The 22,763-nt window shown below is 48.2% G+C and carries 23 protein-coding genes; 18 read left to right on the top strand and 5 right to left on the bottom strand.

Going from position 1 to position 22,763, the window contains the following annotated elements:
- Positions 1-274: 274 nt before the first annotated feature.
- The 18 genes from ACTHTG_RS07380 (at position 275) to nqrM (ending at position 19,081) form a co-directional block, all read left to right on the top strand.
- Complete coding sequence (locus tag ACTHTG_RS07380) at positions 275-2,026, top strand: M61 family metallopeptidase (RefSeq protein ID WP_049336034.1); 1,752 nt, start codon at positions 275-277, stop codon at positions 2,024-2,026.
- Between the two features lie 78 nt (positions 2,027-2,104).
- The gene (locus ACTHTG_RS07375; RefSeq protein WP_049336036.1) at positions 2,105-2,545 is read left to right on the top strand and encodes a TIGR01244 family sulfur transferase; all 441 of its coding nucleotides are present in this window, start codon (positions 2,105-2,107) and stop codon (positions 2,543-2,545) included.
- 423 nt (positions 2,546-2,968) lie between these two features.
- Positions 2,969-3,265, top strand: coding sequence for a helix-turn-helix domain-containing protein (locus ACTHTG_RS07370; protein WP_004519584.1), 297 nt, complete (start codon positions 2,969-2,971; stop codon positions 3,263-3,265).
- 19 nt (positions 3,266-3,284) lie between these two features.
- Complete coding sequence (gene glnD, locus ACTHTG_RS07365) at positions 3,285-5,843, top strand: [protein-PII] uridylyltransferase (protein ID WP_440360607.1); 2,559 nt, start codon at positions 3,285-3,287, stop codon at positions 5,841-5,843.
- A gap of 793 nt (positions 5,844-6,636) precedes the next feature.
- Positions 6,637-7,113, top strand: a complete 477-nt coding sequence (locus ACTHTG_RS07360; protein WP_440360606.1) for a pilin — start codon at positions 6,637-6,639, stop codon at positions 7,111-7,113.
- A 104-nt stretch (positions 7,114-7,217) separates the two neighbouring features.
- Positions 7,218-7,676, top strand: coding sequence for a pilin (locus ACTHTG_RS07355; RefSeq protein WP_440360605.1), 459 nt, complete (start codon positions 7,218-7,220; stop codon positions 7,674-7,676).
- Between the two features lie 393 nt (positions 7,677-8,069).
- Positions 8,070-8,552, top strand: a complete 483-nt coding sequence (locus tag ACTHTG_RS07350; RefSeq protein ID WP_003684427.1) for an Lrp/AsnC family transcriptional regulator — start codon at positions 8,070-8,072, stop codon at positions 8,550-8,552.
- Between the two features lie 117 nt (positions 8,553-8,669).
- Complete coding sequence (locus ACTHTG_RS07345) at positions 8,670-9,266, top strand: DUF1415 domain-containing protein (protein WP_049329016.1); 597 nt, start codon at positions 8,670-8,672, stop codon at positions 9,264-9,266.
- 14 nt (positions 9,267-9,280) lie between these two features.
- Positions 9,281-9,640, top strand: a complete 360-nt coding sequence (locus tag ACTHTG_RS07340) for a YbaN family protein (protein ID WP_049336046.1) — start codon at positions 9,281-9,283, stop codon at positions 9,638-9,640.
- Between the two features lie 442 nt (positions 9,641-10,082).
- Positions 10,083-11,501, top strand: a complete 1,419-nt coding sequence (locus ACTHTG_RS07335) for a sodium:proton antiporter (RefSeq protein ID WP_070503741.1) — start codon at positions 10,083-10,085, stop codon at positions 11,499-11,501.
- A 339-nt stretch (positions 11,502-11,840) separates the two neighbouring features.
- Complete coding sequence (locus tag ACTHTG_RS07330) at positions 11,841-13,184, top strand: Na(+)-translocating NADH-quinone reductase subunit A (RefSeq protein ID WP_440360604.1); 1,344 nt, start codon at positions 11,841-11,843, stop codon at positions 13,182-13,184.
- Between the two features lie 2 nt (positions 13,185-13,186).
- The gene (locus ACTHTG_RS07325) at positions 13,187-14,419 is read left to right on the top strand and encodes an NADH:ubiquinone reductase (Na(+)-transporting) subunit B (protein ID WP_070503747.1); all 1,233 of its coding nucleotides are present in this window, start codon (positions 13,187-13,189) and stop codon (positions 14,417-14,419) included.
- A complete protein-coding gene (locus tag ACTHTG_RS07320) occupies positions 14,412-15,188 on the top strand; it encodes a Na(+)-translocating NADH-quinone reductase subunit C (protein WP_004519571.1) in 777 nt (258 codons plus the stop codon). The genes ACTHTG_RS07325 and ACTHTG_RS07320 overlap by 8 nt, the downstream gene beginning before the upstream one ends.
- Positions 15,188-15,814 carry an NADH:ubiquinone reductase (Na(+)-transporting) subunit D gene (locus ACTHTG_RS07315; protein ID WP_003684313.1) on the top strand — a complete coding sequence of 209 codons (627 nt, stop codon included), beginning with the start codon at positions 15,188-15,190 and terminating at the stop codon, positions 15,812-15,814. Before ACTHTG_RS07320 ends, ACTHTG_RS07315 begins: the two co-directional genes overlap by 1 nt.
- A 3-nt stretch (positions 15,815-15,817) precedes the next feature.
- Positions 15,818-16,411: an NADH:ubiquinone reductase (Na(+)-transporting) subunit E gene (gene nqrE / locus ACTHTG_RS07310; RefSeq protein ID WP_003684365.1), complete on the top strand. Its 594-nt coding sequence runs from the start codon at positions 15,818-15,820 to the stop codon at positions 16,409-16,411.
- Positions 16,412-16,424: 13 nt separating this feature from the next.
- Positions 16,425-17,642, top strand: a complete 1,218-nt coding sequence (gene nqrF / locus ACTHTG_RS07305; RefSeq protein ID WP_004519569.1) for an NADH:ubiquinone reductase (Na(+)-transporting) subunit F — start codon at positions 16,425-16,427, stop codon at positions 17,640-17,642.
- Positions 17,643-17,774: 132 nt separating this feature from the next.
- A complete protein-coding gene (locus tag ACTHTG_RS07300) occupies positions 17,775-18,842 on the top strand; it encodes an FAD:protein FMN transferase (RefSeq protein WP_004519568.1) in 1,068 nt (355 codons plus the stop codon).
- Positions 18,843-18,859: 17 nt separating this feature from the next.
- On the top strand, positions 18,860-19,081 hold the full coding sequence (gene nqrM / locus ACTHTG_RS07295) for a (Na+)-NQR maturation NqrM (protein ID WP_003680888.1): 222 nt from the start codon (positions 18,860-18,862) through the stop codon (positions 19,079-19,081).
- Between the two features lie 222 nt (positions 19,082-19,303).
- On the opposite strand, the gene rpmG is transcribed toward nqrM, so the two are convergent.
- The 5 genes from rpmG to ACTHTG_RS07270 all read right to left on the bottom strand — a co-directional run bounded on the left by rpmG (position 19,304) and on the right by ACTHTG_RS07270 (position 22,760).
- Complete coding sequence (gene rpmG / locus ACTHTG_RS07290) at positions 19,304-19,459, bottom strand: 50S ribosomal protein L33 (RefSeq protein WP_003684373.1); 156 nt, start codon at positions 19,457-19,459, stop codon at positions 19,304-19,306.
- A 30-nt stretch (positions 19,460-19,489) separates the two neighbouring features.
- Positions 19,490-19,723: a 50S ribosomal protein L28 gene (gene rpmB, locus ACTHTG_RS07285; protein WP_002216391.1), complete on the bottom strand. Its 234-nt coding sequence runs from the start codon at positions 19,721-19,723 to the stop codon at positions 19,490-19,492.
- Between the two features lie 250 nt (positions 19,724-19,973).
- Entirely contained in the window at positions 19,974-21,302 is a 1,329-nt protein-coding gene (gene brnQ / locus ACTHTG_RS07280) for a branched-chain amino acid transport system II carrier protein (protein WP_083307456.1), read from the bottom strand.
- A gap of 1 nt (position 21,303) precedes the next feature.
- A complete protein-coding gene (locus ACTHTG_RS07275; RefSeq protein ID WP_070625148.1) occupies positions 21,304-22,200 on the bottom strand; it encodes a segregation and condensation protein A in 897 nt (298 codons plus the stop codon).
- Positions 22,201-22,292: 92 nt separating this feature from the next.
- Positions 22,293-22,760 carry a hypothetical protein gene (locus ACTHTG_RS07270; RefSeq protein WP_070625150.1) on the bottom strand — a complete coding sequence of 156 codons (468 nt, stop codon included), beginning with the start codon at positions 22,758-22,760 and terminating at the stop codon, positions 22,293-22,295.
- Positions 22,761-22,763: the final 3 nt, after the last annotated feature.

Below are 22,763 nucleotides of genomic sequence, written 5' to 3'. Positions count from 1 at the left end.
TACGAAAAGCGCAATACGGCCAAGGCTCAAATTTTTCTAAATTTAACATAGACACCACAACATGCCAAGCAAAATTACATTCCATATTGCATAAAAACTTTAGTGAGACATAATCTCATTTCTTTTATAATCAATAAATTATTTAAACATGTTCAATAAATCGGACACAGCATTTTTTCAAGCCCCCTTTTTCGTACAGTTTTATTGATATAGATTAAGCCTACCCTTTAAAACCCCTTCCTCTTAATAAACTTTAGCAAATTAACCAATAGCCATGATTAATTACAAAATTACCCCCAACTTTCTGTCTCATGAATGGCACATCACCTTATCATTCACTCAAACTGATGATTCTGAAACAGAAATCAGCCTGCCAAACTGGGTTCCCGGCAGCTATCTCATCCGTGACTTTGCCCGCCACATCACACACATCAACGCGTGCTGCAACGGCAAAGCCCAGCCACTGACACAAACCAGCAAAAACTATTGGCAAACCCCTGCCCTCAATGGAGCGTGGGAAATTTACTACACCGTCTACGCATTCGACTTGTCTGTTCGCGGCTCATTCCTCAGTACCGAGCGCGGCTTTTTTGATGGCGCGTGCCTATTCTTAAAAGTGCACGGACAAGAGGAACAACCACACCAAGTCGAATTTCCTACCCTGCCACACACATGGCAGATAGCCACCACCCTACCCCAAATTTCGGCGACCACTTTTCAGACGGCCTCATATGCCGAGCTTATTGATCATCCTGTTGAAACAGGCATCATCGAATTCCTCGACTTTGAAGCACAAGGCATCCCCCACCGTATTGCATTAAGCGGCATCTATCCTGATTTCGACCGCACCCGCTTCCTCGCCGATATTCAAAAAATCTGCGAAACCGAGTTAGCGATGTTCCCCTCCCCTGCCCCGTTTTCCGAATACCTTTTCCTATTACATCTGGGCGACAACCTTTATGGCGGACTGGAACACATCAGCAGCACCGCCCTACTCGCCGACCGCCACAGTCTGCCATCTTACGATATGGGTGAAGCCGACAAAGCCTATACCGAACTGCTCGGCCTCTTCTCCCATGAATACTTCCACGCATGGAACGTCAAATCCATCAAACCGGCCGTATTCGCACCTTACAACCTCGACCAAGAAAACTATACCGAGCAACTTTGGGCATTCGAAGGCATTACTTCCTACTACGACGACCTCTTTCTAGCCCGAAGCAAAACCATCAGCCCCGAAGCCTACCTTACCCTGCTTGCACAAAGCATCACACGTGTACAGCAGACACAAGGCCGCCTGAAACAAACACTTGCCCAATCCAGTTTCAGCGCGTGGGACAAGTTCTACAAACAAGACGAAAACAGCCCAAACGCCATCGTCAGCTACTATCAAAAAGGCGCACTGGCCGCACTTTGCCTCGACCTTATCATCCGTGAAAAAAGCCAAGGCAAATACACCATCGACAGCGTGATGCAGCAACACTATCGCGACTGGTGCAACACCCATCAAGGCATACCCGAAAAACACTGGCAAATCCGTTGCCAAGAAATGACCAGTTTAGATTTAGAAACCTTCTTTCAGACGGCCTTATACAGCACCGAAGACCTTCCGCTCGCAGAATGCCTACAAAGCGTAGGTGTCAAACTCGACTTTATTCCCCTACCTCGCCAACATGGCGGAGCATTTGCAAGCGAACCCCAATCGGTTGCCCCCGCCAACGATTTGGGCGCACGTTTCAAACAAAGCAGCGATCATGCCGTCCTGACTCATGTATTTAATGGCGGCAGTGCAGAAAATGCCGGACTCTGCCCGCAAGACAAAATCATCGCCCTAGGCGGCTATGCCTGCAACGACCTTGCGGCACAGTGGAGCAAACTGCCTATCGGCACGCGCACCACCATCCATTTCTTCCGTCAAGGCCTATTGCGTGAAACCAGCATCACAGTTCAAGCGGCAGAAGCCAATACTGCCCTGCTGCACATTACCGATCGCCAAAAACTCGAAAACTGGTTGTACAATCATTAAATAAAACTTCAAACGGCCTGCCACTTCCTAGGCCGTCTGAAATCAACATATCCATTTAATATAAAGAAAGGAAAAACTATGCCCATCCGTAAACTGACCGACACCCTCTATATCGCCCCCCAACTGACCGAAGCAGATGTCCAAGAAGCCGTACGTCTCGGCATCAAAACCATCATCTGCAACCGCCCGGACGGTGAAGAAGAAAACCAACCGGCTTTTGCCGAAGTGCAAAACTGGTTTAAAGAGGCTGGCATCAACCAATTCTCATCCCAGCCCGTTGTCGCGCCTCAAATCAACGCAGCCGATGTCGCAGCCTTCCAAAATCTGTTGCAACAATCTCCGGCTCCTATTCTTGCTTTCTGCCGCACCGGTACTCGCTGCTCCCTGCTTTGGGGTTATCATCAAGTGCAACACGGCGCATCCGTAGCCGAAGTAGTTGCCGCAGCCGAACAGGCTGGCGTCAACCTCAGCAACTTTGAAACCCGCCTGCAAGAAGCCAAAGATAAAGGTTTGGCTTAATACTTTATTTATATATAAGTAGTAGCCTTCAAACCAATCAGGCCGTCTGAAACCGATTATTCAGACGGCCTGATTGCCTTAGCTTATTTTTAATTTATTTCCACTATCCTAAAAATATATTTTCTAAATCAAGCCCGAATTGACCTGTATCAATACCCTGACCCTATTTTCATTTATAATGCCTTTCAATGATTCAGGGCCAAGCCCGAATCCTCCAGTTTCCTCGATAAGAGCCAGCTCTCTTATTAAATGATTTTTCTTTCCTCTTGATGTGTGTGTGTTTGGGTGTGGCCGAAAGCCACCCCCTTTTTTTTATACCTACCCCCTTTCAGGCCGTCTGAAAACTTTCAGACGGCCTTTCCTTTCCTCTCACAAAAATAGTATAAAATCCCCTTATCGTTCAAACCACAAACTCAAAACACCATGGTCAACAAACTCACTCCCCCTCCAAGCCTGCCCGATCCGCAAGACCTCCGCGCCATTATCGCTTACAACATGCGCCTCTACCGCGTTAATCACGGCTGGTCGCAAGAAGAACTGGCACGCCAATGCGGACTTGACCGCACCTACGTTTCCGCCGTCGAACGCAAACGCTGGAACATCGCCCTTTCCAACATCGAAAAAATCGCATCCGCGCTTAAAATCGCCCCTTACAAACTCCTCCTTCCGCCGCAAGAAATGCTCCGCCAAATGACCGAGCCTACCGATACCCAAGCCTAATTCACAGCCAGACACCATCATGCCCGCCGCCCAACAAGCCATCCAAATCTACCAGCAGCAAAAAGCCGCAGCAGAAACTGCCTACCGCCAAAACAACCGCCCTACCGCTTACTTCCGCGACCATATCGCCGCTGCTGAAACCCTACTGCAAACCCTCTGGCAAATCCACTTTCCCGACAGCAACGACATCAGTCTGATTGCCATCGGCGGCTTCGGACGTTGTGAACTCTACCCCCATTCTGACTGGGACTTAGCGATTATTTCCTCGGCCCCATTTTCAGACGGCCTGCAACAACAAACCGCCCAATTTATCCAAACCCTTTGGGACGCACGCCTCAATCCGGCCATCAAAAGCGGCAGCATAGAAGAAATCCTCCAAAGTACCCAAAACGACATTACCGGCGAAACCGCCTTTCTTGAAGCACGCCACCTACAAGGCGATGCCAAACTTACCGCCCAACTTCTAAACAAACTCAACACACGTCGCGACACAGCCGCCTTTATCGAAGCCAAACTCCTCGAAATGGAGCAACGCCATACAAAATCCCAAGGCACAGGCGCACAACTCGAACCCAACATCAAAACTTGCCCCGGCGGCCTGCGCGACATCCACACCCTTATCTGGACAGCCAAAGCACAAGGCATAGACAGCAACCCCACCGCCCTCGTTACAGCCGGTGTCCTCACTCGCACCGAAGCCGGCATGCTGGCCCATGGCTACCGCCGCCTCGCCAACATCCGCATTCACCTCCACCTTACCGCCGACCGCCCCGAAGACAGGCTGCTTTTCGACTACCAGTCCCAAGTTGCCGAAAGCTTAGGCTATACCCAACCCGACATCCGCGGCAGAAGCGAAGCCCTGATGCACACCTTCTACCGCGCCACCAAAGCCATCAAACAACTCAACGGCATCCTCATTCCGGTTCTCAAAAACCATCAAACCTCCAGCCGTCCCCAACATATCCATCCCATCGACAGCCGCTACAAACGCATCGGCCACCAAATCGCCGCCAACGACCTTGCCCTGTTCGAGCAAAATCCCGAACACATCTTCACCATTATCCAAACCATGCAGGAGCAAAACATCACCACCATCGAGCCGCAAACCCTGCGCGCATGGTGGGCGGCTACACGAAAAATCAATACCCGTTTCACCCAAAATCCAGAAAACCGCCGCCGCTTTATCCAATTCTTCAAACACGGCACCGGCCTTACCCAAACTCTCCGTTTTCTCAACCTCTACGGCGTACTTGGCCGCTATCTCCCCGCATGGGAAAAAATCACCGGACTGCTCCAACACGACCTCTTCCATATTTACCCCGTAGACGACCACATCCTGACCGTCGTCCGCAATATGCGCCGTCTCGCCATCGAAACCCACAGCCACGAAATGCCCGAGGCCAGCGCCATCATGCAGGCCTACCCACGACCGCATGTCCTCTACACCGCCGCCCTGCTGCACGACATTGCCAAAGGCCGTGGCGGCGATCACGCCAAAGAAGGCATCAAAGACGCACAACAATTCGCCGCCAACCACTACTACACCGAAGAAGAAAGCCACCTCCTCGCATGGCTGGTTGAAAACCACCTGCTCATGTCCACCGTTGCCCAAAAAGAAGACATCCAAGATCCCCATGTCCTCCAAGCCTTCTGCCGCCGTATTCCCACACGCGAATACCTCGACGCACTCTACCTGCTTACCATTGCCGACATCCGCGGCACCAACCCCAAACTTTGGAACACATGGCGCGCCAGCCTGCTCCAAACCCTCTACCACAGCACCGCGGCCGTTTTAAACAGCAAACACCACGATCCCGAACGCCTCCCCAACCGACGCGAACAAGCCTCGACCGACCAGCTCACGCGCGCAGCCGTTCCCCTCAAAAACCAACAAAAACTCCGCCGCATTCTCGGCAGCGCATACTACGTCCGCCATCAATCACGGGAAATCCTCTGGCACACCGCAAACCTCGCCTACGATACCCAAAGTCCGGCCGTCCGCAGCCGTATCCTTCCCCAAAGCAACAGCCTTCAAGTCATGGTGTTCATGCCCAATGGCAACCGCCTCTTCGCACGCCTCTGCCGCATCTTCAGCAGCCACCGCTTTGACATCCAAGCCGCCCGTGCCTTCATTACCGAGCACGACTACATCCTCGACACCTTTATCCTACAACTTCCCGACAATCTCCCACCCGAAGAATATCCCGACCGTCAAAGCGCACTCGAAGCCGAACTCAACAGCTTCATCCACGGCAACACCACCATCCAAAAACAAAGCGGCCGCCCGCACATCAGCCGCCGCATCCGCCACATCCCCATTCCGCCTACCGTAATCATCACCCCCGAAGAAGATTATCCTGGCTGGCACACCATAGACATCACCGCCGTCAACCGCCCCCACCTCCTCGCCGACATCGCCGAGACCTTCTTCGCACACAACATCAGCCTGCGCTACGCCAAAATCACCACCTTGGATCAGCGCATTGAGGACAGCTTCATCACCTACAGCCCATCCCTACAAGACCCGCAAACCCAAAACACCCTAAAACAGGCATTGATCGAAGTCTTGACCCCATAAAGGCCGTCTGAACATCTTAAAAACATAGGGTGAGCATTTTTTGCTCGCCCTAATCGCACCCAAAAATATAAACATCTTGAATATACCCTTTTAAAACACTCAATAAATCTAAAACTTTAAAATTCAAAACCAGACCATTTCTCTGACATAAAACTACATTCAAAAATCATAACCCATATGAATATAAGCCCAATAACAAAATTTCATTCACCTATTACTCCAAACCCTCTTCAAAAATCCTTCCTTCTAAATTTTCTCCTTATCCGTATTCAAACAAAATACGCATACAAAATAAAACCTATAAAAAACAAAAAAATAAAATCATAAAATATTAAACTCACCGATTAATCCATAAAAATACCGTCCATCCAAATCAATTAACATATTATTAAACCAAGCTTAATTTCTGACAAAAAACGTCACATGACCAAACTTGCACACACTCTCTGTCACAAAAAACACAAAACTGACAAAAAACGTCAACCATCCAAATTCCCTAAAATCCTGAAACTTTCAAACAAAACCTCACAAAATTTAAAAATTAAAAAATAATCCCAATAAAAACAAAAAACAAAAAAATAAAAAATAAATTTTTTAATCAGTTTTGCGCACTTGGCACACCGAATGCTTGTAACAACACGTCCGACAAGGCCCAAGCCTCAAAGCAGCAAGCCCGACGGAAGCTGTATATTCCTTCTTACTTATGGTTTACTCATAATACATAGTGCCAAGCACATTACGGACTTTTTACTTAAACATAATTATTCACACTTTCAAACTGGAGTTTTAAACAATGAAAGCAATCCAAAAAGGTTTCACCCTGATCGAATTGATGATCGTCATCGCGATTATCGGCATCTTGGCAGTTATCGCCCTGCCTGCATACCAAGACTACACTGCACGCGCCCAAGTTTCTGAAGCTATCTCTTTGATGGAAGGTCAAAAGTCTGCTGTTGTTGAATACTATGCCGACAAAGGTGCATGGCCTGCAAATAATGAGCAAGCAGGTATCGCAACAAACACAAGCATTCAAGGTAAATATGTTGCACAAGTAGATGTCGGAGCTAATGGTGTTATTACTGCCAAAATGAAAACTGCTGACGTAAATAACGAAATTAAAGGCAAAACCGTATCTCTTACTCCTCATGCTACTACTGCTGGTACTGGTAACGCTGCTGCAACTGCTAACGGCTCCTTTACTTGGACTTGTACATCAGATAGCAAAAATGGCGGTATTGAGAGCAAATTCTTACCTTCTTCTTGCCGTTAATAATTTGTTACCAACAAATTTAAAAGCTTAAAGAGCAAATCCCATAAATATAATTATGGGATTTGCTTTATAAAATAAAAATAAGAAAACGACATACTCAAAAAATGAAAAAACTACGCAAAGCCCAAACCGGCTTTAGCCTGATTGAGTTGATGATTGTTATCGGCATTATCGGCATATTGGCAGTAGCAGCTCTTCCTGCATACCAAAACTATGTTGCTAGAGCACAAGTAGCAGAAGGCATCATGCTGGCAGGCAGCATGAAAAGCTACGTCGAAGAAGCCTATGCGGATAAAGGCAGCTTGCCGCTTAACCTCAATATCAAGCAACTCGCTTCAGACGACAATAAAGTCGGTAACTATGTAAAGATTGTCCGTATTGAGGATAACGGCACCATTGTTGCCGCCATCGGTAATCAAGCCGCTGTACCTGTGAAGAATACCGAAATCCACCTGACACCAAGTTTTGCACAAACAGGTAATACCAAAGGTACAACAGTTTGGTCTTGCGGTGGCACCATGGATACATACTTCCTTCCTGTATCCTGCAAACAAAGCTTGTAAGCTTATTTCCCAAAACACAAAAATACATTGCGAAGAACCCCCCCCCAAACAAAGCCAAATACAAACGCGGAAAACGAACAAATCAAAAGAACAAAACTCTCCAAAACAAGGTCATTAAGAGCCTGAATCATCACATTACGAAAATAAATGCCGTCTGAAATTCATTTTCAGACGGCCTCTTTATACCTAATCACAATATGACATAAAACTTTGATCTTGATTAGTTTCAGACGGCCTTCATCTTTTCACAACTACATAATACAAATTCGCAACACTCCTTATAAGACAATTTGTCGCCTATCTGAACTCAATATATAATTTAACCATACAAGTCTTTATTTTTAAGCATTTTTCATTTTTAAAACATACATTGTCTACATTGGGAGAACTATCATGCCTCATCTAAACTTGGATAAAACGGATTTAAAGATTCTGCAGGTTTTGCAGGAAAACGGGCGGTTGAGCAATGTTGAGCTTTCTGAAAAGGTGGCGCTCTCCCCTTCCCCCTGTCTGCGCCGTCTCAAACAGCTTGAAGATGCGGGCATTATTCAAAAATACGCGGCCCAGCTTTCTCCCGTATCTTTGGGCTTGGGTTTGCAGGCTTTTATCCGTGTATCGATTAGCAAGGCAAAAGATGCGCGCGAGGATTTTTCCGAATCTGTCCGCGCTTGGCCGGAAGTATTGAGCTGCTTTGCTTTAACGGGCGAAACCGACTATCTGCTCCATGCCTTTTTTACCGATATGAACGCGTTTTCCCATTTTGTTTTGGACACGCTGCTTTCACACCACGGCGTACAAGATGCGCAATCGAGTTTTGTGTTGAAAGAAATTAAAAACACGACCGCTCTGCCTTTGGTTCATTTGGTTCAGGATTAATGATTTGAAACTGATAAAGGCCGTCTGTTGTTCAGACGGCCTTTTAAATTCCAATGGTTTGCTTTCACGCCCATACACTTGTATACTTTTTAAGAATAATTCACATAAGCTTTTACTATGACTGACACCGCCCATCTCGATACCAATACTGTTTCAGAACATACCAAACAATGGCTGGAAAAAGCCGTTATCGGGCTGAATCTTTGCCCGTTTGCCAAAGCGCCGCACGTTAAAAACCTGGTTCGCATCGTTGTCAGCGAAGCCCGTCATTTAGACGGCTTCCTTGAGGACTTGGATCGTGAATTGCAGCTTCTGGGCAATACGCCCGCTTCAGAATTGGAAACCACTTTACTGGTTCATCCAACGCTATTCCCTGATTTTGAAACCTTCAACCAAATGCTGGAAATTGCCGACGATGCGGTTGTAGAAAACGAATTGGAAGGCATTGTCCAAATTGCGCCGTTCCATCCCGATTTTCAATTTGAAGGCACAGAAGCCGACGACATCAGCAACTACACCAACCGCTCGCCCTACCCGACCTTGCATCTGATTCGTGAAGACAGTATTGCCAAAGCGGCTGAAGCATTTCCCGATGCCTCGGCAATTTTCGACCGCAATATCGCACTGCTGGAAAAAATGGGGCATGAGGGCTGGGATAAGTTAGACATTCCACGTTGTCCATTTCCACATCACAAGCCATCTGAAAACAAATAATTGGTGATGGGAAGATGGTTCGCTATTTATTGATTTTTTGCGGCGCATTGTCGCTCGTCTTGGGCATTATCGGCATTTTCCTGCCATTACTGCCGACTACGCCTTTCATTTTATTGACCGCCGCCTGCTGGGCAAAAGCTTCTCCGCGCTTTCACAATTGGCTGTATCATCACCGCCACTTTGGTCCGATCATACAAAACTGGGAAAACAACGGCGCTGTGCCACGCAAGGCAAAGTTCTTCGCTATCGGCATGATGGCCATTTCTTGCCTTTTTATGTTTTGGCAATTTCCAGAACGCTGGTGGATTGGTGCCGTTTCATCAATCTTCTGTAGCTGCGTGGCAGTGTGGATGTGGTTACGGCCGGAGGCATAAAATAAAACAGGTGGGCATTTTCGCTTACCTGTTTTTTATTTTCATACCCAATTTATCCATCAAAACAATCAGTAAGAACCAAAACACCCTATTCGACCCTCATTTTTCAGACGGCCTCCATTTATTCAATTAAATGTAAATTTTAGCTAAAATTAATTCAAAGTATTTTTTCGATAGCATTATTTCCGATATTTCAAACTCCTGTTTCAAAACCATTTTTTTACTACCTCCAACTATTCTACTCATTTTGATTCCTTTATTTGTATCAACATTTCTTTTGATTCCAACACTCTAAACCGTCCCTTAACACTTGCTTTGCGTTATACTTTCCCCTGACACAACCGCGCAGTTCGTCTGGATATTTTCAGACGGCCTGAATATTTCACCGCCGTGCTTTCTCAACGAAGTTCCTCACGGTGCAACAGAATAAAAAGGAAATACTATGCGCTCTCTCTCATTTTTACTGCTTCTTGCCGCCTTTCCTGCTGCGGCATCCGATTTTGACGGCTCATCCGCAAGCCTGCTTTGGGGTCTGCCGTTTGCACTGATTCTCTTGTCCATTGCACTCGGACCTCTGTTTTTCTCCCATATTTGGCACCACCACTTCGGCAAAATTACAGCGTTTTGGACGCTGCTGTTTTTAACGCCGTTTATCATCACCTTTGGTTTCGGAGCCGGCGTACATACCGTTGCCCATGCGTTGGTTGAAGAATATATCCCCTTTATCCTGCTGCTTTTAGCGCTCTATACCATTTCAGGCGGTATTTTTGTCAGCGGCGATTTGCACGGCTCACCTAAATTGAATACAACCCTGTTGGCAGTCGGCACGGCTTTGTCTTCCATCATGGGGACAACAGGCGCGGCGATGTTGATGATTCGTCCGCTTTTGAAAGCCAACCATAAACGCCACTACCGCGTTCACATCGTGATTTTCTTCATTTTCTTGGTAGCAAATATCGGCGGCGGTCTGACTCCTTTAGGTGATCCTCCGCTGTTCTTAGGATTCCTGAAAGGCGTAGATTTCATGTGGACGGTCAAACACATGCTGATGCCTGTATTAATCAGTTCTGTGATTTTGCTAGCCGTTTTCTACATCATCGACAGCCAACACTTCAACCGTGAACAAAGCGAGCACCTTGCTCCCGCTCCTTCCGATAAAGAAGAAAAAATCAAAATTTACGGCAAATGGAATTTCCTGTTACTGGCCGGCGTAGTCGGTGCGGTTTTGCTGTCCGGTTTGTGGAAACCAAATCATCCGGGCTTTGAAATCTTGGGCAGCCATTACGCTTTGCAAAACCTGATGCGCGATGGCATTTTGCTGGCTTTGACCGCCGTATCTTGGATTATCACGCCCAAACAGGTACGCGCAGGCAATGAGTTCAACTTCGAGCCGATTGCCGAAGTGGGCAAACTGTTTTTGGGTATTTTCATTACCATTTCGCCTGTTTTGGCGATTTTGAAAGCCGGCGAAACAGGTGCATTGGCTTCCGTTGTTTCTTTGGTTCACGACGCAGCAGGCAATCCGATTAATGTGATGTATTTCTGGATGAGCGGCATTTTGTCGGCATTCTTGGATAACGCGCCGACTTATTTGGTGTTCTTCAATATGGCCGGTGGCGATGCCCAAGCCTTGATGACAGGCCACCTATTCCATTCATTGCTGGCAGTATCCATGGGTTCCGTATTTATGGGCGCGCTCACTTATATCGGTAATGCGCCGAACTTCATGGTCAAAGCCATTGCCGAACAACGCGGCGTACCGATGCCTTCCTTCTTCGGCTATATGGCATGGTCGGTAATTGTATTGGTACCGCTGTTTGCCCTGCATACGATGATTTTCTTCGTTTGGCAGCTCTTTTAAACTTAAAGGCCGTCTGAAACTCAGACGGCCTTTTTTATTTTCAGCTATATCATCAAATATAGCGTTTAAATATCAAACAGTTAAAAATTATTTCCCTTAACATTCGATTACACATTCCTACTTTTTTCCCACTTTTCCCGTAAAAATAAGCGTAAAACTGACATAAAACAGCCTATACCTGATAAAATCTAAAGCTTTGTTGTTTGCGTTTATTCGTTGTTTTTATAGCAAACCTCTGCTTTTTTCAGACGGCCCATCCTTTGTTTCAAAGCATTACATGCCGTCTGAAAAAACAATCCGACATCCGAATCTCAACCCACCAAAAAGTAACGCATCCTTATGATTAAGATAAAAAAAGGCTTAGACCTGCCTATCGCAGGCAGACCGGAGCAAGTCATTTATGACGGCCCGGCCATTACCGAAGTCGCGTTGCTTGGCGAAGAATATGTCGGCATGCGCCCCTCGATGAAAATCAAGGAAGGCGAAGCCGTCAAAAAAGGCCAAGTGCTGTTTGAAGACAAAAAGAATCCGGGCGTAGTATTTACCGCTCCGGCTTCAGGCAAAATCGCCGCGATTCACCGTGGCGAAAAGCGCGTACTTCAGTCAGTCGTGATTGCCGTTGAAGGCAACGACGAAATCGAGTTCGAACGCTATGCACCTGAAGCGCTGGCAAAATTGAGCAGCGAAGAAGTACGCCGCAACCTGATTCAATCCGGTTTGTGGACTGCGCTGCGCACCCGTCCGTTCAGCAAAATCCCTGCCGTCGATGCCGAGCCGTTCGCCATCTTCGTCAATGCGATGGACACCAATCCGCTGGCTGCCGACCCTACGGTCATTATCAAAGAAGCCGCCGAAGATTTCAAACGCGGCCTGTTGGTATTAAGCCGCCTGACCGAGCGTAAAATCCATGTGTGTAAAGCAGCCGGCGCAGATGTGCCGTCTGAAAACGCTGCCAACATCGAAACACATGAATTTGGCGGTCCGCACCCTGCCGGTTTGAGTGGCACGCACATTCATTTCATCGAGCCAGTCGGTGCGAACAAAACCGTTTGGACCATCAATTATCAAGATGTGATTGCCATTGGCCGTTTGTTTGCAACAGGCCGTCTGAACACCGAGTGCGTGATTGCCTTGGGTGGCTCTCAAGTCAACAAACCGCGTCTCTTGCGTACCGTTTTGGGTGCGAAAGTATCACAAATTACTGCGGGCGAATTGGTTGACGCAGACAACCGCATGATTTCCGGCTCGGTATTGAACGGCGCGATTGCACAAGGCGCGCACGATTACCTCGGCCGCTACCACAATCAGATTTCCGTTATCGAAGAAGGCCGCAGCAAAGAGCTGTTCGGCTGGGTTGCGCCACAACCGGACAAATACTCCATCACGCGCACAACCCTCGGCCATTTCCTGAAAAACAAACTCTTCAAGTTCAACACAGCCGTCAACGGCGGCGACCGCGCCATGGTACCGATCGGCACTTACGAGCGCGTAATGCCCTTGGATATCCTGCCTACCCTGCTCCTGCGCGATTTAATCGTCGGCGATACTGACAGCGCTCAGGCACTGGGTTGCTTGGAATTGGACGAAGAAGACCTCGCTTTGTGCAGCTTCGTCTGCCCGGGCAAATACGAATACGGCCCGCTGTTGCGCAAGGTGCTGGAAACCATTGAGAAGGAAGGCTGATTATGGGCTTGAAACATTTTCTTGAAAAAATCGAACCGCACTTCCTGCCGGGCGGCAAACATGAAAAATGGTATGCCCTCTACGAAGCTGCAGCGACGATTTTCTATACATCCGGCGCGGTAACGCGCAAAGCGGCGCACGTCCGCGATGCACTCGACTCCAAGCGCATGATGATTTTGGTGTGGCTGGCTTTGTTCCCTGCCATGTTCTACGGTATGTACAACGTCGGCGCACAGGCATTCGGTGCGTTAACGCCTGATTTGCTGCAACAAAATATCGCCAACAACTGGCACTACGCCCTTGCCAACGCTTTGGGCATCAATATGTCGTCTGAAGCGGGTGTGTTGGGCAAAATGCTGTTCGGCGCGATTTTCTTCCTGCCGATTTACGCGACTGTATTTGTTGTGGGCGGCTTCTGGGAAGTTTTGTTCGCATCCGTACGCAAACACGAAATCAACGAAGGTTTCTTCGTGACTTCGATTCTGTTTGCTTTGATCGTTCCCCCTACCCTGCCTTTGTGGCAAGCGGCTTTGGGTATTTCTTTCGGCGTTGTGGTTGCGAAAGAAGTATTCGGCGGTACAGGTAAAAACTTCATGAACCCTGCTCTTGCAGGTCGTGCGTTCCTGTTCTTCGCCTACCCTGCCAACATTACCGGCGATACCATTTGGACTGCGGTTGACGGCTATTCAGGTGCCACTGCTTTGGCGCAATGGGCGGCACACGGTGCAGACGGCCTGAAAAACGCTGTAACCGGTCAAACCATTTCTTGGATGGATGCGTTTATCGGTAACGTACCCGGCTCAATCGGCGAAGTATCCACTTTGGCGCTTTTAATCGGCGGCGCTTTTATCGTGTTCACCCGTATTGCCTCTTGGCGCATTATCGCCGGCGTGATGATCGGTATGATTGCCATGTCTTCTCTGTTTAACTTCATCGGTTCGGACACCAACGCCATGTTCTCCATGCCTTGGTATTGGCACTTGGTGGTCGGCGGCTTCGCCATCGGTATGCTGTTTATGGCGACCGACCCTGTTTCCGCTTCCTTTACCAATGTTGGCAAATGGTGGTACGGCGCGCTTATCGGTGTGATGTGCGTGTTGATCCGCGTGGTCAACCCTGCTTACCCCGAAGGCATGATGTTGGCGATTCTGTTTGCCAACCTGTTTGCCCCAATTTTCGACTATTTCGTCGCACAAGCGAACATCAAACGCAGAAAGGCGCGCAGCAATGGCTAAGAAATTCGATAAAGACAGCTTCAGTGGCACGCTGATTGTGGTATTGGTTGTCAGCCTGATTTGTTCCATCATCGTTGCTGGTGCGGTCGTCGGCTTGAAACCTATCCAAGAGAAACAAAAGCTCCAAGACAAACAAGGCTATATCTTAAGCGTAGCCGGTTTGATGGATAAAAACACCGACATCAGCAAAACCTTTGCCGAACGTATCGAGCAACGCGTTGTCGATTTGGCAACAGGCGAATACGTGAAAGACGCGCCGAAAGACTTCAGCGCGCGCATCGCAGGCAAAGACCCTGCCCAAAGCATCCAAATCAAACCCGAAGACGATTTGGCCGGCATCAAAAGCCGTGCCAAATACACTGAGGTTTACTTGGTAAAAGGCGAAGACGGCAAAGTCAGCCAAATCATCCTGCCTATGCACGGTAACGGCTTGTGGTCTGTCATGTACGGTTTTGTCGCCATTCAACCCGACGGCAATACCATCAACGGCATCACCTACTACGACCAAGGTGAAACTCCGGGTTTGGGCGGCGAAATCGGCAATCCGTTGTGGCAACAAAAATTCGTCGGCAAAAAACTGTTTGACGAACAAGGCAAACTCGCCCTGCATGTTGGCAAAGGCGCAAGTTCGGACAAAGAACACGGCGTAGATGCCCTCTCCGGCGCATCGCTGACATCTAAAGGCGTGCAAGGTTCGTTCGCCTACTGGTTCGGCGAAAACGGCTATATCCCCTACCTGAACAAATTGAAATCAGCAGGAGCACAATAATGGCTGACATGAAACGCTTGAAATATTTGATGTTTTCACCCTTTATCGACAACAACCCGATTGCCTTGCAGGTTTTGGGTATTTGTTCGGCTTTGGCGGTTACCACCAAACTTCAGACGGCCATCGTAATGGGTATTTCCGTAGCTTTGGTAACCGGTTTTTCCAGCTTCTTCATTTCTTTGGTACGCAACTATATCCCTAACAGCATCCGTATTATTGTGCAAATGGCGATTGTTGCTTCCTTGGTAACGCTGGTTGACCAACTGCTCCAAGCCTTTGCTTATGAGCTGTCCAAACAGCTGTCCGTATTCGTCGGCCTAATTATTACCAACTGTATCGTAATGGGCCGTGCCGAAGCATTCGCAATGAAAGAGCCGCCGCTGGAAAGCTTGGTTGACGGTATCGGCAACGGCGCAGGTTACGGCATGATGTTGATCATCATCGCAACCATCCGCGAACTGATCGGCTCTGGCAAGCTCTTTGGCTACACCATTTTCCAAACCGTACAAGATGGCGGCTGGTATCAAACCAACGGCTTGTTCCTGCTCGCCCCTAGCGCGTTCTTCATCATCGGCTTCTTGGTATGGGGTCTGCGCACTTGGAAACCTGAACAGGCGGAGAAATAACACATGGAACATTACTTAAGCCTCTTTGTAAAATCCGTCTTTCTGGAAAACATGGCACTTTCCTTCTTCTTGGGGATGTGTACGTTTTTGGCGGTATCTAAAAAAGTATCCACTGCATTCGGTTTGGGCGTTGCCGTAACTTTCGTACTCGGCCTGTCCGTCCCAGCCAACCAACTTGTTTACTCGCTGTTGAAAGACGGTGCGCTGGTTGAAGGCGTAGACCTGACCTTCCTGAAATTCATCACCTTCATCGGCGTGATTGCTGCTTTGGTGCAGATTTTGGAAATGTTCTTGGATAAATTCGTCCCTGCCCTCTACAACGCATTGGGTATCTACCTGCCTCTGATTACCGTAAACTGCGCGATTTTCGGTGCCGTATCATTTATGGCGCAACGCGAATACAACTTCGGCGAGTCCGTTGTATATGGTTTCGGTGCAGGTCTGGGCTGGCTTTTGGCTATTGTCGCTTTGGCGGGCATTACCGAAAAAATGAAATATTCGGATGTCCCTAAAGGCCTCAAAGGCTTGGGCATTACCTTTATCGCTGCTGGCCTGATGGCAATGGCGTTTATGTCGTTCTCCGGCATCCAGTTATAAGAAAGGAATCGGCATGGAGATTATTTTAGGTATCGTGATGTTCACCCTCATCGTCTTGGTGTTGGCACTGATGATTCTGTTTGCCAAATCCAAGTTGGTGAGCGAAGGCGACATCACCATCAAAGTCAATAACGAAAAAGAGCTGACGATGCCTGCCGGCGGCAAACTGCTGGGTGCGCTTGCCAGCCAAGGCATCTTCGTTCCTTCCGCCTGCGGTGGCGGCGGCTCATGCGGTCAGTGCCGCGTTGTCGTGAAAAGCGGCGGTGGCGACATTCTGCCAACTGAGTTGTCCCACATCAGCAAACGCGAAGCGCGCGAAGGCTGCCGCCTGTCTTGTCAGGTCAACGTTAAAACCGACATGGACATCGAAGTACCGGAAGAAGTGTTCGGTGTGAAAAAATGGGAATGCACCGTCATCTCCAATGACAACAAAGCAACGTTCATTAAAGAACTCAAGCTTGCCATTCCTGAAGGTGAAGAAGTTCCTTTCCGCGCCGGCGGCTACATCCAAATTGAAGCTCCTCCTCATACTGTCGCCTACAAAGACTTCGACATTCCTAAGGAATACCACGAAGACTGGGACAAATACAATCTGTGGCAATATGTTTCCAAAGTGGACGAGCCGATTTTGCGCGCTTACTCCATGGCTTCATATCCAGAAGAAAAAGGCATCATCATGCTGAACGTGCGTATCGCCACGCCGCCTCCGCGCGTACCCGATGCGCCTCCGGGACAAATGTCGTCCTACATCTGGTCGCTTAAACCCGGCGACAAAGTAACCATCTCCGGCCCGTTTGGCGAATTCTTCGCCAAAGACACCGATGCCGAAATGGTATTTATCGGCGGTGGTGCGGGTATGGCTCCGATGCGTTCCCACATTTTCGACCAGCTGAAACGTTTGAACTCCAAACGTAAGATTACCTTCTGGTATGGTGCACGTTCTAAACGCGAGATGTTCTATGTTGAAGACTTCGACCAACTCGCAGCAGAATTCCCGAACTTCACATGGCACGTCGCCCTGTCCGACCCATTGCCTGAAGACAACTGGGACGGTTACACAGGCTTCATTCACAACGTGGTTTACGAAAACCACCTGAAAAACCATGAAGCACCTGAAGACTGCGAATTCTACATGTGCGGCCCTCCGATCATGAACCAGTCCGTGATCAAAATGCTCAAAGATTTGGGCGTGGAAGACGAAAACATCCTCTTGGACGATTTCGGTGGTTAACAGACAAAAAGGAAGAAACTTCGGTTTCTTCCTTTTTTATTGCCAGGCCGTCTGAAAACCATACTTTCAGACGGCCTGAACCTTTCTTTTACGATACAATAAAGGCTTCAAAAAATAATCCGCAAATCCCTTATGCTGTTTCTTTCCAATTCGTTTTACCGTCCGATAATCGGTTGTACCGTTGCCATCGTTTCCGCACTCACGCTCTCTGCCTGCCAACCTGAAAAACAACAAACCATCACCCTGCAAGGCGAGACCATGGGCACGACCTATACCGTCAAATATCTTTCAGACGGCCAAGACAAACTCCCCTCCCCTGCCGAAATACAAAAACGCATTGATGACGCGCTTAAAGAAGTCAATCGGCAAATGTCTACTTACCAGACTGATTCCGAAATCAGCCAATTCAACCAGCTGCGTACCGTCAATCAGGCCATGCCCATTTCCCAAGACTTTGCCTATGTAACCGGCGAAGCCTTGCGTTTAAACAAACTGACGCACGGCGCACTGGACGTAACCGTCGGTCCTTTGGTCAACCTTTGGGGATTCGGCCCGCAAAAAGAAATTACACACGAACCGACTGCACAAGAAATCCAACATGCTTCAGAAATGGTCGGTACGGACAAACTCAAACTTTCCCAAAACGGACAGCAGCCTACACTGGCGAAAACCCATCCCGAAGTCTATTTAGACCTATCCTCCATCGCCAAAGGCTTTGGCGTGGATAAAACTGCCGCCGAACTTGAAAAACTCAATATCGGCAATTATTTGGTAGAAATCGGAGGCGAGTTACATGGCAAAGGCCACAATGCGCAAGGCAACCCTTGGCGTATCGGCATCGAGCAGCCCAATATCGTTCAAGGCGGCGCCACACAAATCACCATTCCATTGGACAATAAATCACTGGCCACATCCGGCGACTACCGCATTTTCCATGTCGATAAGTCAGGCCGCCGCCTTTCCCATATCATCAACCCTAAAACCAAACAACCCATCAGCCACAACCTTGCTTCCATCAGCGTAGTAGCAGAAAACGCCACACTTGCAGACGGCCTTTCCACCGGATTGTTCGTTCTCGGAGAAACTGAAGCACTTAAACTTGCCGAGCAAGAAAATCTCGCCGTTTTCCTTATCATCCGGACCCCGCAAGGCGGCTACCATACTAAAATGTCCAGCGCATTCAAGAAATTATTAAACTAATCTTCAGGAATACACACATGAAAACCCTCCTCCTTACTTTCGGCATTTTTATCATTGTCATCCTCGGTATGGCAGTCGGCTATATCTTCTCCAAACGCACCATTAAAGGCAGCTGCGGCGGCATTTCCTCTCTCGGCATGAAGAAAATGTGTGATTGCGACACGCCATGCGATACCTTGCAAAAAGAGCTGGATAAAAAACAACATTCCGACAACCAAGGCATCAAGGTCGATCATTAAGTCGTTGTTGAATGTTTATTAGTGATGTAAGGATGCTTATCCCCTATCAGGCCGTCTGAAAAATAAAAGAGCGTAATCCCAATGGATACACGCTCTTTTATTTTGCCTCTTCCAAAGCAATCCAACCATCTTGCACACCCGTTTAAAACAAAACACTCCAAACCAATCGAGAAAAAAGAAAAGCTCCTGAAAAACAGGAGCTTTTTCTTGGAAGAAACCGGATTATTTCAATTTAGTTTCTTTGTAAATAACGTGTTTACGGGCTACTGGGTCAAATTTTTTGATTTCCAGTTTGCCAGGCATCGTACGTTTGTTTTTAGTAGTTGTGTAGAAGTGACCAGTACCAGCACTGGACTCCAGTTTGATTTTATCGCGCATTGCAGTAATCCTTAATTAATGGTGTTTAAATTAAGCTTCGCCGCGAGCACGCAAATCAGCCAATACGACATCAATGCCTACTTTATCGATGGTGCGCAATGCAGCGTTAGAAACGCGCAGGCGAACCCAGCGGTTTTCACTTTCTACCCAGAAACGACGTGATTGCAAGTTAGGCAAAAAACGACGTTTGGTTTTGTTGTTGGCGTGTGATACGTTATTGCCAGACATCGGGCGCTTACCGGTCACTTTGCAAACTCGTGCCATGGTTAGTCTCCAAACTTCTAAAATAGTAAAACGCGATTTATACCACGAAATCCGCCTTCAGTTCAAGTCGTTTGCTGAAAAAACGGGATTTGTGGAAATAAATCTTCTCAATATGTTGCATCTGCGAAACGGTATTCCGCAAAGCCTTAACTTTTCAATTATAACGGATTTCTTTAAAAAAATCATCTGTCGTTTGCGTGGTCGGCGAAATAAACAGGCCGTCTGAACATTTCAGACGGCCTGTTTATCATCATGCTTTTTTCTTCAACGCCGCATTCAAAATACAGCCGAGTATAAAGCAGGCTAAAGAGGGAACAACCCACCCTAAACCGATATTGTAAAACGGCAATGCGCGCTCGATGGCAGCTGCGGTATCGGCATCAAATCCAAACGCGGCCTTATAGGCATCGAGCAAGCCGACCATAAGGGCCGCCATCATGGTACAGAAATAGACAATACGGCCGCCACCAAACAGTTTATCTGTCAAAGCCAGCAAAATGATGACGATAGTCAGCGGATACAACAGCATCAACATAGGGATGGAAAACTGCAAAATCGCTGACAGGCCTTTGTTGGCCAACAGGATAGACACCACTGTATTCAGTATCACAAAAACTTTATAAGAAATACCCGGGCAAAGACGGTTGAAATATTCGGCGCATGAAGTAATCAAGCCAACCGCCGTACTCAGACAGGCAAGCAGCACCATGACACCAAGCAACACAATACCGGCCGTACCGAAATAGTGCTGTGCGGTTTTAGACAAAACCGACGCGCCGTTTTCCTGCAAACCGATACCGGCCACACCTGTCGCACCCATATAGCCGATAAACAGGTAAACCACTGCCAAACAAGAAGCCGCCAACACACCGGAAATCGTCGTGGTCTTCAGCAAGTCCGCACGGTTGTCCACGCCCATGGCGCGAACGGCATCGATGACGATAATGGCAAACACCAGCGAAGCTAGCGCGTCCATGGTGCCATAGCCTTCCAAAATGCCTTTAACCAACGGATGAGTGGCAAAATCGCCTTGCGCCGCCTGCGGCACGCCCATTGGATTAATGGCGGCATAGCCGACCAATATCGCAATTGACAGCAACAAAACAGGCGTGAGGATTTTACCGATACGGTCAACCAGCTTCCCCGGGGAAATCGACAGCCAATAAGTCATGCCGAAAAACACCAGGCTGAACACGGCCAATGCGATGTTTTTCCAAGATTCATCAATGAAAGGGGAAATCGCGGTTTCAAAAGACACTGTCGCCGTACGCGGCATGGCAAACAGAGGGCCGATTGCCAGATAGAGCGCGGTGGCAAAAGTCACGCCGTGCCAAGGCGCAACACGGGAAGCCAATGCCTCCACATCGCGCGAGCCGGAATAGCCGACGGCAATCACGCCCAATAATGGCAAACCTGCGCCCGTCAGCAAAAAGCCAAACATGGCCGAAAGCCAGTTTTCACCGGCCTGCTGCCCTAAAAAAGCAGGAAAAATCAGATTCCCCGCCCCAAAAAACAGGGCAAACAACATTAAGCCCACTGCCCATAAAGAAGCTTTGTTGTGACTTGTCGTCGAATCCATTTTAGTTCTCTTTTTTCAAATTCTCATTATCGGTTTCATCGGCTTCAAGGCCGTCTGAAAGCATTTCAGCTTCGTTTGTTTCCAAACCGTCTTTCAGGCTGATTTCGATTTCACCATAATTTTCAGGCTGCACGATACGCACCAAGCCTTCTTTAGCCAATTCCAGCAATGCAATAAAATTGACTACCACATATGTCGCGCCCTGCTCCGGCTTAAACAAATCGCTGAACTTGCTGATACCGCTTTCATTCAAACGGCGCAAAATTGCCGTCATCTGCGCGCGCACGGAAATGGTTTCCCGCACCACTTCATGACTGCGCGTATGCTTGGCACGCGACAAAATACCCAACCAAGCCTGCGTCAAATCGGCAACGTACACTTCCGGCAACTTCGCTTCGACCGCAATTTCCAGCGGCAAATACGCCCAAGCAAAATCACGTCCGGCACGCGGCAACGCGTCCAAGCCCTGAGCCGCCAGCTTCATCTGTTCGTAAGCCAACAGACGGCGCACCAATTCGGCACGCGGATCCGCCTCTTCATCCTCAACTTCTTCAGGACGCGGCAGAAGCAGGCGCGATTTAATTTCAATCAGCATCGCCGCCATCAGCAGGTATTCCGCTGCCAAATCAAACTGATATGCTTCCATTTGGGCAATATAGTGCAGATACTGCTCGGTAATCTTCACCATAGGAATATCGAGGACATCGATATTTTGCTTGCGAATAAGGTACAGCAGCAAATCCAACGGCCCTTGGAAGCTGCTCAATACCACCTTCAACGCATCAGGCGGAATAAACAAATCCTGCGGCACATCGGTAACAGGCTGACCGAACACCCACGCAACGGTATGTTCAGACGGCGTTGCAGCAGTAGAAGAAATAAGGTGTTCTGAAGACATGGTTAAAGGGTCTTTTTCTTTTTAAGTTTAGTAAGAAGTTTCATCAATAAAAGGCCGTCTGAAACAAGGACAAGCCGTTTTTAATATAAAAATCAGCGGTTTTTACGATTGATTTGCAAAGAAACAATGGCGACGGCAAAGGTCTGCGCCAAGGCCATACCCAACAGCGGCAGGCTGGCGAAAACTGAACCCGTCAGTACCGAACCGATATCTCGGGACAACACAAAACCATCCCTCGCAAGCATCGCCACCATCAAAGCCAACAGCAGCAAACTTTCGCAGCCGACCAAAAGCCAAATCATTTTAACCGAACGGCGTTTGCGCCATTTCATGATACCGGCGTGCAAAAAGCTGAATATCACGACGGACAGACACGGATAAAGAAAAGTGGTGAATGGACGGGTATAACCGCTTTGCACACACAAATAATCGCCGGGCAACGTATTGCATTCCATCACATCGAGAAACATCGGATCGACGGCATACATCAATACGCCGAACCATACCGCATAAATCAGACTGGCAATAAAGTAGGCTTTAAAAAATCGGCTCTTACCCATTTC

This window comes from Neisseria sp. P0017.S009 (assembly GCF_051957375.1).
GTDB classification, from domain to species: domain Bacteria; phylum Pseudomonadota; class Gammaproteobacteria; order Burkholderiales; family Neisseriaceae; genus Neisseria; species Neisseria perflava.
The sequence above is the reverse complement of the archived record's forward strand: the minus strand, read 5'-3'. Positions and strand labels throughout refer to the sequence as shown.

Excerpts from the sequence above, each read along its gene's own strand:
- ACTHTG_RS07335 (WP_070503741.1), top strand. The coding sequence starts at position 10,083 with ATGCGCTCTCTCTCATTTTTACTGCTTCTTGCCGCCTTTCCTGCTGCG.
- rpmG (WP_003684373.1), bottom strand. The coding sequence starts at position 19,459 with ATGCGCGATAAAATCAAACTGGAGTCCAGTGCTGGTACTGGTCACTTC.
- ACTHTG_RS07380 (WP_049336034.1), top strand. The coding sequence starts at position 275 with ATGATTAATTACAAAATTACCCCCAACTTTCTGTCTCATGAATGGCAC.
- ACTHTG_RS07340 (WP_049336046.1), top strand. The coding sequence starts at position 9,281 with ATGGTTCGCTATTTATTGATTTTTTGCGGCGCATTGTCGCTCGTCTTG.
- ACTHTG_RS07350 (WP_003684427.1), top strand. The coding sequence starts at position 8,070 with ATGCCTCATCTAAACTTGGATAAAACGGATTTAAAGATTCTGCAGGTT.
- rpmB (WP_002216391.1), bottom strand. The coding sequence starts at position 19,723 with ATGGCACGAGTTTGCAAAGTGACCGGTAAGCGCCCGATGTCTGGCAAT.
- nqrM (WP_003680888.1), top strand. The coding sequence starts at position 18,860 with ATGAAAACCCTCCTCCTTACTTTCGGCATTTTTATCATTGTCATCCTC.
- ACTHTG_RS07375 (WP_049336036.1), top strand. The coding sequence starts at position 2,105 with ATGCCCATCCGTAAACTGACCGACACCCTCTATATCGCCCCCCAACTG.
- ACTHTG_RS07345 (WP_049329016.1), top strand. The coding sequence starts at position 8,670 with ATGACTGACACCGCCCATCTCGATACCAATACTGTTTCAGAACATACC.
- glnD (WP_440360607.1), top strand. The coding sequence starts at position 3,285 with ATGCCCGCCGCCCAACAAGCCATCCAAATCTACCAGCAGCAAAAAGCC.
- nqrF (WP_004519569.1), top strand. The coding sequence starts at position 16,425 with ATGGAGATTATTTTAGGTATCGTGATGTTCACCCTCATCGTCTTGGTG.
- ACTHTG_RS07325 (WP_070503747.1), top strand. The coding sequence starts at position 13,187 with ATGGGCTTGAAACATTTTCTTGAAAAAATCGAACCGCACTTCCTGCCG.
- ACTHTG_RS07370 (WP_004519584.1), top strand. The coding sequence starts at position 2,969 with ATGGTCAACAAACTCACTCCCCCTCCAAGCCTGCCCGATCCGCAAGAC.
- ACTHTG_RS07320 (WP_004519571.1), top strand. The coding sequence starts at position 14,412 with ATGGCTAAGAAATTCGATAAAGACAGCTTCAGTGGCACGCTGATTGTG.
- ACTHTG_RS07270 (WP_070625150.1), bottom strand. The coding sequence starts at position 22,760 with ATGGGTAAGAGCCGATTTTTTAAAGCCTACTTTATTGCCAGTCTGATT.
- ACTHTG_RS07275 (WP_070625148.1), bottom strand. The coding sequence starts at position 22,200 with ATGTCTTCAGAACACCTTATTTCTTCTACTGCTGCAACGCCGTCTGAA.
- ACTHTG_RS07315 (WP_003684313.1), top strand. The coding sequence starts at position 15,188 with ATGGCTGACATGAAACGCTTGAAATATTTGATGTTTTCACCCTTTATC.
- ACTHTG_RS07355 (WP_440360605.1), top strand. The coding sequence starts at position 7,218 with ATGAAAAAACTACGCAAAGCCCAAACCGGCTTTAGCCTGATTGAGTTG.
- nqrE (WP_003684365.1), top strand. The coding sequence starts at position 15,818 with ATGGAACATTACTTAAGCCTCTTTGTAAAATCCGTCTTTCTGGAAAAC.
- ACTHTG_RS07330 (WP_440360604.1), top strand. The coding sequence starts at position 11,841 with ATGATTAAGATAAAAAAAGGCTTAGACCTGCCTATCGCAGGCAGACCG.
- brnQ (WP_083307456.1), bottom strand. The coding sequence starts at position 21,302 with ATGGATTCGACGACAAGTCACAACAAAGCTTCTTTATGGGCAGTGGGC.
- ACTHTG_RS07300 (WP_004519568.1), top strand. The coding sequence starts at position 17,775 with ATGCTGTTTCTTTCCAATTCGTTTTACCGTCCGATAATCGGTTGTACC.
- ACTHTG_RS07360 (WP_440360606.1), top strand. The coding sequence starts at position 6,637 with ATGAAAGCAATCCAAAAAGGTTTCACCCTGATCGAATTGATGATCGTC.